The 12,693-nt window shown below is 70.6% G+C and carries 12 protein-coding genes; 2 read left to right on the forward strand and 10 right to left on the reverse strand.

Going from position 1 to position 12,693, the window contains the following annotated elements:
• Window positions 1–644: 644 nt before the first annotated feature.
• Window positions 645–1,913, reverse strand: coding sequence for a tyrosine--tRNA ligase (gene tyrS, locus AB0O11_RS31040; RefSeq protein WP_363393755.1), 1,269 nt, complete (start codon window positions 1,911–1,913; stop codon window positions 645–647).
• Between the two features lie 293 nt (window positions 1,914–2,206).
• Between tyrS and AB0O11_RS31045 the strand changes: the two genes are divergently transcribed.
• Window positions 2,207–2,737, forward strand: coding sequence for an HNH endonuclease (locus AB0O11_RS31045; protein ID WP_363393641.1), 531 nt, complete (start codon window positions 2,207–2,209; stop codon window positions 2,735–2,737).
• 101 nt (window positions 2,738–2,838) lie between these two features.
• Here the strand turns inward: AB0O11_RS31045 and AB0O11_RS31050 are convergent, their stop codons facing one another.
• The 7 genes from AB0O11_RS31050 to AB0O11_RS31080 all read right to left on the reverse strand — a co-directional run bounded on the left by AB0O11_RS31050 (window position 2,839) and on the right by AB0O11_RS31080 (window position 8,860).
• Entirely contained in the window at window positions 2,839–4,803 is a 1,965-nt protein-coding gene (locus tag AB0O11_RS31050) for a PQQ-binding-like beta-propeller repeat protein (RefSeq protein WP_363393643.1), read from the reverse strand.
• 118 nt (window positions 4,804–4,921) lie between these two features.
• Window positions 4,922–5,227 (reverse strand): 4a-hydroxytetrahydrobiopterin dehydratase, encoded by a 306-nt coding sequence (locus tag AB0O11_RS31055; RefSeq protein ID WP_363393645.1) that lies wholly within the window; start codon window positions 5,225–5,227, stop codon window positions 4,922–4,924.
• A gap of 58 nt (window positions 5,228–5,285) precedes the next feature.
• The gene (locus AB0O11_RS31060) at window positions 5,286–5,465 is read right to left on the reverse strand and encodes a DUF1272 domain-containing protein (RefSeq protein WP_363393647.1); all 180 of its coding nucleotides are present in this window, start codon (window positions 5,463–5,465) and stop codon (window positions 5,286–5,288) included.
• A 38-nt stretch (window positions 5,466–5,503) separates the two neighbouring features.
• Window positions 5,504–6,262: a sulfite exporter TauE/SafE family protein gene (locus AB0O11_RS31065; RefSeq protein ID WP_363393649.1), complete on the reverse strand. Its 759-nt coding sequence runs from the start codon at window positions 6,260–6,262 to the stop codon at window positions 5,504–5,506.
• A gap of 183 nt (window positions 6,263–6,445) precedes the next feature.
• Entirely contained in the window at window positions 6,446–7,495 is a 1,050-nt protein-coding gene (locus tag AB0O11_RS31070) for an SPFH domain-containing protein (protein WP_316526943.1), read from the reverse strand.
• Window positions 7,496–7,505: 10 nt separating this feature from the next.
• On the reverse strand, window positions 7,506–7,928 hold the full coding sequence (locus tag AB0O11_RS31075; protein WP_363393651.1) for an NfeD family protein: 423 nt from the start codon (window positions 7,926–7,928) through the stop codon (window positions 7,506–7,508).
• Between the two features lie 140 nt (window positions 7,929–8,068).
• On the reverse strand, window positions 8,069–8,860 hold the full coding sequence (locus AB0O11_RS31080) for an ABC transporter ATP-binding protein (RefSeq protein ID WP_363393653.1): 792 nt from the start codon (window positions 8,858–8,860) through the stop codon (window positions 8,069–8,071).
• Window positions 8,861–9,008: 148 nt separating this feature from the next.
• On the opposite strand from AB0O11_RS31080, the gene AB0O11_RS31085 reads away from it, so the two are divergent.
• Window positions 9,009–9,812, forward strand: a complete 804-nt coding sequence (locus AB0O11_RS31085; RefSeq protein WP_363393655.1) for a hypothetical protein — start codon at window positions 9,009–9,011, stop codon at window positions 9,810–9,812.
• Window positions 9,813–10,833: 1,021 nt separating this feature from the next.
• On the opposite strand, the gene AB0O11_RS31090 is transcribed toward AB0O11_RS31085, so the two are convergent.
• Entirely contained in the window at window positions 10,834–11,490 is a 657-nt protein-coding gene (locus AB0O11_RS31090; RefSeq protein WP_363393657.1) for a response regulator transcription factor, read from the reverse strand.
• The gene (locus AB0O11_RS31095) at window positions 11,483–12,580 is read right to left on the reverse strand and encodes a GAF domain-containing sensor histidine kinase (protein WP_363393757.1); all 1,098 of its coding nucleotides are present in this window, start codon (window positions 12,578–12,580) and stop codon (window positions 11,483–11,485) included. Before AB0O11_RS31095 ends, AB0O11_RS31090 begins: the two co-directional genes overlap by 8 nt.
• Window positions 12,581–12,693: the final 113 nt, after the last annotated feature.

Here is a 12,693-nt window from a genome sequence, read left to right on the forward strand (position 1 = left end):
CCAGGATCAAACTCTCCGTGAATGTTTACCCGGCAGTGCTTAATTAAAAGCGCCGGTCGACACCCGCGTTGAGCGGCACGGCAACCACCGGAATAAGGCGGCCCCGCGCACTGCGTCCTCGCTAGTGTTATTTCAAAAGGAATCTCCAACCCCAGAAAATCTGAGGCCGGGGATGTCAACATATCTGGCGTTGACTTTTGGCACGCTGTTGAGTTCTCAAGGAACGGACACTTCCTTCGGACCGCCTTCCAGCGGACCCTCCGGGCTTCGTTCTTTCGTGTTTCCAGCTTATCAGATGTTTTCTGCTCCGTTTTCCGGAGTTTCATTCATCCAACTTCCCGAACTGGTCGGGCCCGCTTTTCGCGACATCCACCACATTAGCGCATTCCGAGTGTTACTCGAAATTCACACTCACCTGATTGGCGGGAACGCCGAAGTGCCCATTTTCATGGGGACCAGAGTGAGAGTGGGTCGCGCTGAGTGAGGCTGCCGCTCCAGCGACTCGTTCAACACTAGGCCACCTGGCCGACATCGTCAAACGTCGAGGGCCGGATCTGTCCAGATCCGGCCCTCGGGACTCAAAGCCGCAGCTCAGAGCGGGTGTACTTTCAGCCTGGCCTAGGGCCGACCGGTCCGTAGACCCATCAGCCGGCGGCAACCAGCTTCGCCGCCGCCAGGTTCCGCTTGCCCCGCCGCAACACGAGCCAGCGGCCGTGCAGCAGGTCGGCCTCGGTCGGCACCGCCTCCTCGTCCGTCACCTTGACGTTGTTGAGGTAGGCACCGCCCTCCTTGATCGTCCGGCGGGCGGCCGAGCGGCTCGGCGACAGGCCGACGGCGACCAGCAGGTCGACCACCGTCTGGAGTTCGGACACCTCCGCCTTCGGGACCTCGGCCAGGGCGGCGGCCAGGGTCGCGGGCTCGAGGTCGGCGAGGTCGCCCTGACCGAACAGCGCCTTGGACGCAGCGACCGCGCGCTCGTACTGCTCCACGCCGTGCACCAGGGTGGTGAGCTCCTCGGCGAGGGCACGCTGGGCGAGGCGGGCGGCGGGGCGCTCGGTGGTCTCGCGCTCCAGTTCCTCGATCTCCTCCTTCGAGCGGAAGCTGAAGATCCGCAGGAAGTTGGGGACGTCCCGGTCGTCCGCGTTCAGCCAGAACTGGTAGAAGGCGTACGGGGTGGTCAGCTCGGGGTCGAGCCAGACCGTGCCGGATTCGGTCTTGCCGAACTTGGTGCCGTCGGCCTTGACGATCAGCGGAGTGGCCAGCGCGTGGACGGACTTGCCGTCGGCCTTGCGGATCAGGTCCGTGCCGGCGGTCAGGTTGCCCCACTGGTCGCTGCCACCGGTCTGCAGGGCGCAGCCGTAGCGGCGGTTCAGCTCCAGGTAGTCCATGCCCTGGAGGATCTGGTAGCTGAACTCGGTGTAGCTGATGCCCGCGTCGGAGTTGAGCCGTCGGGCGACGGCCTCCTTGGCGATCATGTTGTTGACCCGGAAGTACTTTCCCACGTCACGCAGCAGGCTGATCGCCGACATCCCGGACGTCCAGTCCAGGTTGTTGACCATCCGCGCCGCGTACGGGCCCTCGAAGTCGAGGAAGCGCGAGATCTGGCCCCGCAGGCGCTCGACCCAACCGGCCACCGTCTCGGGATCGTTGAGCACCCGCTCGGCAGTGGGCTTCGGGTCGCCGATCAGGCCCGTGGCACCACCGACCAGGCCGAGCGGGAGGTTTCCCGCCTGCTGGATGCGGCGCATGGTGAGGATCTGCACCAGGTTGCCGAGGTGCAGGCTGGGGGCCGTCGGGTCGAAGCCGCAATAGAACGTGACCGGGCCGTCCGCGAACGCCTTGCGCAGTGCGTCCTCGTCAGTGGACAGGGCGATCAACCCTCGCCACCGCAGCTCGTCGACGATGTCCGTCACGGTCACGCTTCTCCTTCGATCGGGCGTCCGCCCGGTGCCGGCCCGATTCGGTCGGGCCCCGGGTCGGTACGACTCCAGCCTGTTAGAGCCTACGCGGTTCCGGCCAGCGAGTTTTCCCCGAGGCACCCCACCGGGTCCGGCGGCCCGCCCTCGCGGGCCCCTCCCCGATACCGGAAATTCCGTTGTTCGACGGCTGCGGGCCCATTCAGAGTGGTTCCACCGCCGTGCGGCGGCAGTGACGTGTGTGGAGACGGTCGTGCCGCCGTGGCACGCCCGCGGGAAGGGTGTGCCGAGTGCGCAACACGCTGGTTCTGAACGCGAGCTACGAGCCCCTGACAACGGTGTCGCTCCAGCGCGCCGTCGTCCTGGTGCTCCAGGACAAGGCGGTGGTGGAGCAGGCACATCCGCTGCGCTCGATCCGGGGGACGGGTGTGGCCGTCCCGGTGCCGCGGGTGATCAGACTGCAACGGTACGTACGGGTGCCATTCCGACAACAGGCTCCGTGGTCGCGGCGGGGCGTACTGGCCCGGGACCAGCACCTGTGCGCGTACTGCGGCCGGCGGGCCACTACGGTGGACCACCTCCAGCCCAGGTCGCGCGGTGGTGCCGACAGCTGGATGAACACCGTGGCCGCGTGCGCGGAGGACAACCAGCGCAAGGCGGACCGTACGCCGGAGCAGGCCGGGATGAAGCTACTGCGCCGCCCGTTCGTGCCCACGCCGCAGGCCAGCCTGATGCTGGCGCTCGGTCTGCGCAGCTCGGAGGTCCGGGACCTCGCCGACTGGCTGCCGACCGTACCGGGCCGGCCCGTCTCCGCGGCGTGATGCGGTTCCCGGGATCGAGGACGCTCTCAACCTGAGGAAACTCTCAGCGTCAGGACGACGGCGGGTGGGGACGGCACGGGCGTGGACCAGGGCAGAAGGCCTCAGTCCTTCGCCTTGTACCCCGCCGCCGTGCCGTAGTTGGTCGAGTGCTCGGGTACCACGACCACCTGCCCGCCGCCGATCAGCACCCGTCCGGAGATCAGCAGCGAGCCGGTACCGGGCGGGAAGTTGCCGCCGGTCGCCTCCTGACCGCCCGCCAGCGGGAACCGGCTGAGTCGGGCGGGCTGGTCGCGGCGTTCGTCGGCGGCCAGCACCAGCGACCCGCCGTCGATGCCGACCGCCCGGACGGCGCCCTTGGCGGCGGTCGGCACCTTCCAGCGCTGCTTGCCGGTGTCCAGGTCGTAGCCGACGGCGGCCACCGGCCCGCCGCCGTTCGGCGGGGCCAGGGTGGTGACCATCGTGCGGCCCTCGAAGTACACGCCGGGAGTAGCCGAAAACACACCGTGGACGACGTCCAGCCGACCGCCGTCGACGGCCACCGGGATCTCGGCCGCCGGGTCGCCGCCCGTGCCCCAGGCGAACACCCGGTCGTCCTCGGGCTTCTCCCCGGTGGTGAGGACCACGGACGGCTCGGCGGACAGCACGGTCACCGTCTTCGGCTGGTTGTTCAGGCCCCGCCACCAGCCGACCTTGCCGTCCGCGATGTTCAGCGCCACGGCCTGGTCGGCGGGGGTCGAGTCGGCGCAGGAGGAGGCGACGAGCACGGTCTTGCCGCTGACACCGCCGGACAGGGTGCAGAACTTGCCCTGCCCGGTGTACTGCCAGACGTCCTTCCCGTCGGCCGACTCCCAGGCCAGCGCCCGGTCGTCGCCGACGGCGACCACCTTGTCCTCGGTAACGCCGACCCGGGCCGAGTAGCCGCCCTTGGTGTCCGAGAGGGCTTTGGTCCACGCGGTCTTGCCGGTCTTGCTGTCCACCGCGGCCACCAGCGTGCAGGGGCTCTTCGGATCGGGCTGCGGACGGAACAGCGCCGCGCCCAGGCCCGCCTGGTTCACCCCCGCCGACAGCCCGCACGGAACGGCCCCGGCGGCCGGCGGTTCCACCGACCAGGTCGGCTTGCCACCCGCCCGGTCGTACGCATGCACTCCGGAGCCATCGGCCCGGACCACCACGTCGGCCAGCAGCCAGCTGCCGATCAGCGTGTCGTCGCCCGCGGAGGAACCGGCCGCGACGGGCTGCGCGGCCCACGCCCGGGTGTGCGCCACCGCGAAGCCCGGCTCACCGCCGCTGCTCGCCGCCGCACTGCCACCGCCCTCGGTGCCGACCATCAGCCCGGCCGCCACCAGCACTCCCAGCGCGACCACCCCGGCGCCGGTCCGCACCAGCAGGGCCTTGCGGCTGGGCACGTGTTCCCCTGTCAGCACCGCGTCGGCGGCCTTCCGGGCCCTGGCCGAGAGCGAGGAGCCGGAGCCCGCCCCAACACCGGAACCGCCGCCGGCACTCCGACGGGCGGCGGCCCGCGACGGCGCGGCGGTCCCGGCCTGCGGCCCGGGAGCCTGCTCCGGAGAAGTCTCCGCGGGCTTCTCGGGGACGAGCGCGGGCGTCGGCTCGGTCTCCTCGACGTGTACGTAGCCGTCCGCCGAGAACTCCGCCCCCGCCGGGACGTACAGCCCCTCCTCGGCGGGCTGCTGCGTGGTGGCGTACGTCGCGTACGCCTGATGCTGCTGCGCGTGATCCGGGTACTGCGGATACGGCTGGTACTGCTCCTGTCCGCCGTACTGGCCCTGGACGTAGCCGCCCTCGCCATAGCCGGCCGGGCCGTACCCGCTCTGGTGGTACCCGCTCTGGTCATAGCCGGTGTGCCCGTGAGCACCCTGGCCGAACTGCGGCTGCTGCTGCCCGTACTCGGCCGAGGCGTAGTCCGGCTGCGGCTGCCACTGCGACGGCTGCTGCGGCGTCTGCTGCTGCTCGGAGTACCCGCCGTACCCGCCGTTCTGCCAGTCCGAGTGGCCCGGGGGCAACCACGGCTGCTGGGAGTGGGCGTCTCCGAAAGGCTCCTGCGCCATCCGTTCCGTCCCTCCCGAGCCACCTGCCTGCCGATGCGCCAGTCAGCATCTCACGCCCGCCCGGTGACGTGGCCCGGGCCCTCGGTCGTACGGTCCCGGGATTCTCGGTGGCGCCGCGTCAGGCTGCCGACTCGGCACGCAGGGCCCCGTCGATCCGGGCGGCGAGGGTGAAGTCCAGCCCGGTGAGGCCGCCGGCGCTGTGGGTGGACAGGACGAAGCGCAGGGTGCGCCAGCGGATGTCGATGTCCGGGTGGTGGTCGAGCGCCTCGGCCTGCTCGGAGACGGCGACGACCACCCGGATCGCCGCCGGGAAGTCCGGGGCGTCGGCGCTGCGGGCGATGCTGTCGCCCGCTCGCGTCCACTGGGGCAGCGCCGCCAGGGCCGCCGTGATCTCGTCCTCGTTCAGCCGTGCCCTGCTGGTCATCGCCGCGCTCCTGGTGGGTCGGGGGTGCCGGGCTTCCGGAATGTCCGGGGTTCCGGTGTCAGGCGGCCTTCCGACGCGGACGGGCCACGAGCTCGCCGTCGCAGTTGGGGCAGGCGGCGGCCATAGCCTCGGTGCAGTCCGGGCAGAAGGTGCACTCGTAGGAACATATCGAGGCGCGGCCGTCTGCGCTCAGCGACACCGCGCAGCGCTCGCAGCTCTCACGCATCTCCAGGGCCATGGCGCACTCCTTCGACCTGCACACGGTCTGACGTTCGTTCAACTCAGCAACAGCTTGGTGACGGCCACGAGACCGACCACCACGATGACACCGCGCAGCACGGTCGGCGGGAGGCGGCGGCCGACCTTGGCGCCGAGCAGTCCTCCGACCAGCGAGCCCGCCGCGATCAGACCGGCGGCGGCCCAGTTCACGGTCGACGTGAAGAGGAAGAAGAGCGCGGCGACTGCGTTGACGATCATCGCCAGGGCGTTCTTCACCGCATTGATTCGCTGGAGGTCGTCCTGGAGCAGCATGCCCATCAGCGCCATCAGCAGCACGCCCTGCGCGGCGCCGAAGTAACCGCCGTAGATGCCGGTCAGGAACACCCCGACCAGCAGCACCGGGCTGCCGTCCGGATCGCCGCCGGGGCGGCGACGGGCGGCGACGGCCCTGGCCACCCGGGGCTGGATCACCACCAGGACGAGCGCGAGCAGGATCAGCGCCGGGACGATCGCGTCGAAGGCCCCGCTCGGCAGCTTGATCAACAGCAGCGCGCCGACCAGCCCGCCGAGCAGTGAAGCGATGCCCATGCGCAGCACGCGGCGGCCTTGGCCGACCAGTTCGCGGCGGTACCCGATCACGCCGCTGAGCGAGCCGGGGACCAGACCGAAGGAGTTGGAGACGTTGGCGGTGACCGGCGGAATACCCACGGCGAGCAGGACCGGGAAGGTGATCAGGGTGCCGGAACCGACGATCACATTGATCATCCCGGCGCCGATGCCGGCCACCAGGACGGCGATCGACTCCCAGAGCGTCATGGGTCACCTCTCCTCTCGGTCCTGTCCGAGGGGATCATGCCGGACGGCCTTGCGGGCCGACCAGACCCGCCCACTATTCGGGACGCACGCCACAACGCCCGGTACGCGCGATTCGGTACCGCGAAAGGCCGTGGGCCCGCCACCTCTTGGCAGCGGGCCCACGGCGAAGCACGATTCGACCGATCACTCCGGGTCGATCTTCGGGTACTCCCGCGCCGGGTCCACCCGGGGACGGGCGGCGCCCTTCTCGGTGTCCACCGGCCGCGGGCCGGACGCCGGGTCCAGCGGCACCTGGGTGGCCGCGGGGGCCGCCTGCGGAACGCTGGGCGCCGCGACCGCGCCGCCGTTCACCCCGCCGTTGCCGGTCAGACCGGTGAAGGCGCCGCCGAGGCCCTTGAGCGCGTCGCCTACCTCGCTGGGGATGATCCAGAGCTTGTTGGAGTCGCCCTTGGCCAGTTCGGGCAGGGTCTGGAGGTACTGGTAGGCGAGCAGCTTCTGGTCGGCGTCGCCGTCGTGGATGGCTTCGAAGACCGTTCGGATCGCGGCCGCCTCACCGTCCGCGCGCAGGACCGCGGCCTGCGCCTCACCCTCGGCCTTGAGCACCTCGGCCTGCTTCTCACCCTCGGCCTTGAGGATCTGGGCCTGGCGCTGGCCTTCGGCGGTGAGGATCGCGGCGCGCTTGTCCCGGTCGGCGCGCATCTGCTTCTCCATCGAGTCCTGGATGGAGGTCGGCGGCTCGATCGCCTTCAGCTCGACGCGGTTGACCCGGATGCCCCACTTGCCGGTGGCCTCGTCCAGGACGCCGCGCAGGCCGGCGTTGATGACCTCGCGCGAGGTCAGGGTGGACTCCAGGTCCATCGAGCCGATGATGTTGCGCAGCGTGGTGACGGTCAGCTGCTCGATCGCCTGGATGTAGCTGGCGACCTCGTACGTCGCGGCGCGGGGGTCGGTCACCTGGTAGTAGATGACGGTGTCGATGTTGACGACCAGGTTGTCCTGGGTGATCACCGGCTGCGGGGGGAACGGCACGACCTGCTCGCGCAGGTCGATCCGGTTGCGGACCCGGTCGATGAACGGGACGACGATGTTCAGCCCTGCGTTGAGCGTCCGGGTGTAGCGGCCGAAGCGCTCCACGATCGCGGCGCTGGCCTGCGGGATGACCTGGATCGTCTTGATCAGCGCGATGAAGGCCACCACGACCAGGACGACCAAAACGATAAGGACGGGTTCCACGGACTCTCCCCTAGACGACCAGGGCGGTCGCGCCCTGGATTTCGACGACGTCGACCTTCTGGCCCGGCTGGTACACACTGTCCGGGTTGAGCGCGCGAGCCGACCAGATCTCGCCGTTCAGCTTGATCCGGCCGCCCTCCCCGTCGACGGTTTCCGCGACGACCGCGGTGGCGCCCTGGAGCGCCTCGATGCCCATCTTGACCTGCGGGCCCTTCTGCAGCTGCCGGCGGGCGATGGGGCGGACGAAGACCAGCAGCCCGACCGAGACCGCGATGAAGGTCAGGGTCTGGGGGATCGCTCCCCCGCCCAGCGCGGCCACCACTGCGGCCACCAGCGCGCCGATCGCGAACATGGCGAACTCCGGCACCGCGGTGAGCACCAGCGGTATGCCGAGGGCCGCGGCGGCCAGGAACCACCAGATCCAGCTGTCCACACGTCCATCCTAGGGAGCGAAGGGCCTTCGGGGGACAGTTCCCGCAGGTCGAGGGGCGGAAACCGGTCGCGCGTGCGACCGGTCCCGACGGCCTTCCGAGTGATGGAGGAGTAGAGCGCCGCGACGGGGCGGACGGGGGCTCAGCCCAGCGGCAGTCCCTGGGCCGACCAGCGGTCCCCGTGGCGCTCCAGCGTGAGCGGCAGGCCGAAGCACTTGGAGAGGTTACGGGCGGTCAGCTCGGTGTCGATCGGGCCCGCGGTGAGCACCTTGCCCTGGCGGATCATCAGGACGTGGGTGAAGCCGGGGGCGATCTCCTCGACGTGGTGGGTGACCATCGCCATGGCCGGGGCGAACTCGTCCTGGGCCAGCGCGCCGAGCCGGCGGACCAGGTCCTCGCGGCCGCCGAGGTCGAGGCCGGCCGCGGGCTCGTCGAGCAGCAGCAGCTCGGGGTCGGTCATCAGGGCGCGGGCGATCAGGGTGCGCTTGCGCTCGCCCTCGGAGAGGGTGCCGAACTTGCGACCGGTGAGGTTGGCCATGCCGAGGCGGTCGAGCAGGGCGAGGGCGCGGCCCTCGTCGGACTGCTCGTAGGTCTCCTGCCAGCTGACCGTCATACCGTAGGCCGCGGTGAGCACGGTCTGCAGCACGGTCTGCTCGGCCGGCAGCTTGTCGAACATGGCGGCGCCGGCCAGGCCGATCCGGGAACGCAGCTCGAAGACGTCGATCTCGCCGAGCTTCTCACCCAGCACCGTGACCTTGCCCGAGGTCGGGAACAGGTACGAGGAGGCGATCTGCAACAGCGTGGTCTTGCCGGCGCCGTTCGGGCCCAGGATGACCCAACGCTCGCCCTCGGAGATGGACCACGAGACCTGGTCGACCAGCGCACGCCCCTCCCGGACCACGGATACGTCCACCAGCTCCAGCACGTCGCTCATGCCTATGCCTTCCCCAAAAACAAGATTCTCGGCCGTCGGTGCGGGCGGCGGGCCTACTCCGGCAGCCGGTGGGCACGGGTGGGTGCGCCGCACACGCATGGGCAAACCTACGCCACGCGGATGACCGCCGATTCCGTAGGCTGGCCGGATGCTCGCGACTCCTGCCGACAATCCGTACGAAGAGCCCCGTTCGGGGCGGCTCACCGCCTGGGGCAACGCCCTGCTGGCGGGTCTGGTATCACCGGACGACGCCGCTGAAGCTGTCCTGGGTGCGGACGAGATCCACCGGGTTACCGGGCTGCCCGGTGACGCGCCTGGCGAGCAGCACGGGCTGACCTGGGCGCTGGGGCGGCTGCGGGTGCTCGGCGTGAAGGGCCTGCGTCTCGCTCTGCCCTCAGCCGGGCATCCGCTCGGATTGACCGGCCCGAGGGCCTTCAACGAGCAGGCCATGAGCGCGGGTGAGGCCGTCCTGGCCGTGGGCGCACCGCTCGGGCTGGTGCCGGAGGTGGAGGTGTACGGCCCGGCCGGCGACCGCTCGGCAACCGTGCTGTGGCGCTGTTCCGAGGTCAGCGACACACCGCCGGCGGACGTACCCTCGCTGCACGAGGCGGAACGTGAGCTGGCGGACGGGCTGCGGGAGGCGACCCTCATGCTCACCCGCCTCGACGTGGCCGGCACAGGGCCTGAGGCCCTGCGCGCCCTCGATGTCTATCGCCGTCGAGGGCACAGCGAGCTGCTCGCCCCCGGCTACCCGCCCCGGGCTGTCCGTGTGCTGGAGTCGGCCCGCCAGGTGTCCGCCTTGCTCACCATCGCCTCCGGCAGCCACGGCGCTGCCGTCAGCGCCTCTGAGATGGCGGCCCGCCAGTCCGTCCTGGCCCCGCTGCGGCGCACGGCCCGACGTGCCCAGGTGGCCGCATACAACGCCCTCGTCGACGAGCGAGACGACCGCTGAGAGATGCCGGCTCCCGGGGTCTACGGTGAGCGCGATTACCTCGGCATGCTCGTACCTGCTGTCGGGCCCGGCGGTCGGGCCTCCCGGCGCCGTAGCGGCTGCCAGCCGACACCGGGACCGCCTCAGGACTTCGGCTGCCTCCTCCTCCGAGTAGCTCTCCGCAAGCCGCCGCTCCAGCGCCTCGACCGCAGCCCGTGCCGTGGCCGCGGCCTTGTGCATACGTTTCATGACGACCTGCTCCACCGCGGCATGCGGGACGGCCGCCAAGGCCTCCCGGCTGTATGTCGGCCAGCCTCGGTATCCGCCGCAGGGGCGCAGCTCCCCTGCGGCGGCAAGCCGCCTGACGTCCTCGGCGATCACCAACAGACCGGTGGTGTGGCGCAGAACCGTGGCCGCTTTGGCCGCCCCCACCGGCGGCACAGCGCCCAGCGCGAGGATGATTTCCTCGGCACGGGCCTTCAGCTGCACCTCGACGAGGGCCGACCAGGTGCCGTTGTCGAGGTCCGGCTCTGGGATCAGTTCACGTTCCCGTGCCAGGTTGAACTGCCAGCGCCGCATCCGGAGCCGGCGCCTCAGCAACTCAGGCCCGTAGGCCTCCCGGTCTCGGACTGTCTCCCGAACCAAGCTCGCTCTACGCTCGATGGCCTCGGCTGCGCGGATATCTACTCTCACCTCCTGGCCCCCGGACAAGCGCCCACCCAGCTCCCGTCCTCGATTTTCGCCCTCGGCAATCGGTTGCGACCCAGACCCGGACATCGGAGGCTCATCGAACATGCGGCACGTCAACTCAAGCTCATGGGCCGGTACGACAGGCCCGCACTCACTGCGCATCGCGTTCATCCGCCCCTCCCTCGGGATCGGTGTCGGCGATCAGCCTGGCACAGCCGACTGACTACACATCACCCCAATTCCGACCATCCCTGCCGAACGGCACATGCGGGACCCCCGTTTGACGCCTGTCCTGGCCGAAAACCTGCCGATCCGCACGGCGTCCGCACCAACTCCCCACGCCCCCAGCGCACTACCCCTCGCGGGTCTCGCCGTGGCGAACGGCCCAGAGTGCTGCCTGGGTGCGGTCGGCCAGGTCCAGCTTCATGAGGATGTTGGACACATGGGTCTTCACCGTCTTCTCCGAGAGGTGCAGGCTACGGGCGATCTCCCGGTTGGAGCGGCCATCGGCGATGTGACCGAGCACTTCGCGCTCGCGCTCTGTGAGCGTGCCACCGCGGCCCTGTGGAGCGCGCGGGCCATCGTCGGAAAGGAGAGCCTCGGCCAGTTCGGGCTGGAGCAGAACGTGGCCGGCGTGCACCGAACGGATCGCCCCGGCCAGCGCCTCCGGGTCCACATCCTTGTAGACGTACCCGGCCGCACCGGCCCGCAGCGCGGGAACCATCGTGCGGTGCTCGGTGAAGCTGGTGACGATCAGGATCCGGGCGCGGCTGCCCTCCCCCTTGAGCGTGCGCAGCGCCTCGATGCCGTCGACGCCGGGCATCTTGAGATCCATCAGGACGACGTCGGGGTCGAGTTCACGGGCCCGCTCGACGCCCTCCGCCCCATCGGCGGCCTCCCCGACCACCTCGATGTCGTCCTGCACTTCCAGGAAGGTGCGCAGCCCGCGTCGAACCACCTGGTGGTCGTCGACCAGCAGGACACGGATCGACGGTGTGCTCTCAGGCACCGGGGACCTCCATCTCGACGAGCGTCCCCCGGCCGGGGGCCGACTCCAGGGTGAGCGTGCCGCCGACGGCGGCCGCACGGTCGCGCATCGAGGCCAGGCCGAGGTGGCGGCCAGCCCGACGGACAGACTCTGGATCGAAGCCGCGCCCGTCGTCGTGCACGCGCAGCACCGCACCGCGCGCAGGCGTCCCGGCCAGGGTGACAGTGACCCGGCGGGCACCGGAGTGGCGCAGTGCGTTGTGCAGCGCTTCCTGGGCGACTCTCAGCAGCGCAGCCTCCTGGGCGGGTGGCAGCGCCCGGACGCCGTCGGCGGCGAAGACGACATCGGCGGTGTGCGCCCGGTCGAGGACCTGTACCTGGGAGGCGAGGGTGGCGCTCAGCCCGTCCTCCTCCAGGGCGGCGGGACGCAGTTCCACGACGACGGCGCGCAGTTCGTCGGCGGCCTCGGCGGCCAGCCGGGCGACCTCGGCAAGCTCGGCGCGTGCCCGGGCCGGGTCGCGGTCGACGAGCTTGGCGGCCGCCTTGGCGGTGAGCCGGAGCGAGAAGAGCTTCTGCGAGACGGCGTCGTGCAGATCATGGGCGATCCGGGCACGCTCGCCGGCCAGTGTGAGCTCGCGGCTGCGCTCGTACAGCCGGGCGTTGGAAAGGGCGAGGGCGGCGTGTGCGGCGAGGATCCGCAGCAGTTCCTCGTCGTGGTCGGTGAAGAGGCCCCCGCCGCGTTTGTTGGCGAGGAAGATGACGCCCATCACCTGGGGCTCGTCCTCGGCCGCTTCGGTGTCCAGGATCGGCATGCCCAGAAAGGCGTCCATGTCGGGGTGGGCCGCGGGCCACCCTTCGAAGGCTGGTGCTTTGCGGACGTCCACGAGCCGGGTGGGGCCGGTCTCGTGCAGCATCGCGGCGAGCACGCCGTGCTGCCGGGGCAGCGGGCCGATCGCTCGCCACTGCTCGTCGGTGACACCGTCGACCACGAACTGGGCGAAGCCTCCGTGGTCGTCGGGCACGCCCAGGGCCGCGTACTCGGCGCCGAGCAGGCCCCGGGCGGAGGCGGTGATGCGGCGCAGCACCTCGCGGACCTCCAAATGCCGGCTCATGGCGAGCAGCGCCTGGCTGACGGCCTCGATCCCGGACAGACACGGTTCGCAGGCGGACAGCAGGCCCCGGTGGGCACGGTGGTCTCCGGTGGTGCTGGGCATACCGCCAAACT

The organism is Kitasatospora sp. NPDC093102 (assembly GCF_040683915.1).
Classification (GTDB): Bacteria; Actinomycetota; Actinomycetes; order Streptomycetales; family Streptomycetaceae; genus Kitasatospora.

Excerpts from the sequence above, each read along its gene's own strand:
- AB0O11_RS31085 (WP_363393655.1), top strand. The coding sequence starts at position 9,009 with ATGCTCGCGACTCCTGCCGACAATCCGTACGAAGAGCCCCGTTCGGGG.
- AB0O11_RS31080 (WP_363393653.1), bottom strand. The coding sequence starts at position 8,860 with ATGAGCGACGTGCTGGAGCTGGTGGACGTATCCGTGGTCCGGGAGGGG.
- AB0O11_RS31060 (WP_363393647.1), bottom strand. The coding sequence starts at position 5,465 with ATGGCCCTGGAGATGCGTGAGAGCTGCGAGCGCTGCGCGGTGTCGCTG.
- AB0O11_RS31050 (WP_363393643.1), bottom strand. The coding sequence starts at position 4,803 with ATGGCGCAGGAGCCTTTCGGAGACGCCCACTCCCAGCAGCCGTGGTTG.
- AB0O11_RS31055 (WP_363393645.1), bottom strand. The coding sequence starts at position 5,227 with ATGACCAGCAGGGCACGGCTGAACGAGGACGAGATCACGGCGGCCCTG.
- AB0O11_RS31095 (WP_363393757.1), bottom strand. The coding sequence starts at position 12,580 with ATGAGCCGGCATTTGGAGGTCCGCGAGGTGCTGCGCCGCATCACCGCC.
- AB0O11_RS31065 (WP_363393649.1), bottom strand. The coding sequence starts at position 6,262 with ATGACGCTCTGGGAGTCGATCGCCGTCCTGGTGGCCGGCATCGGCGCC.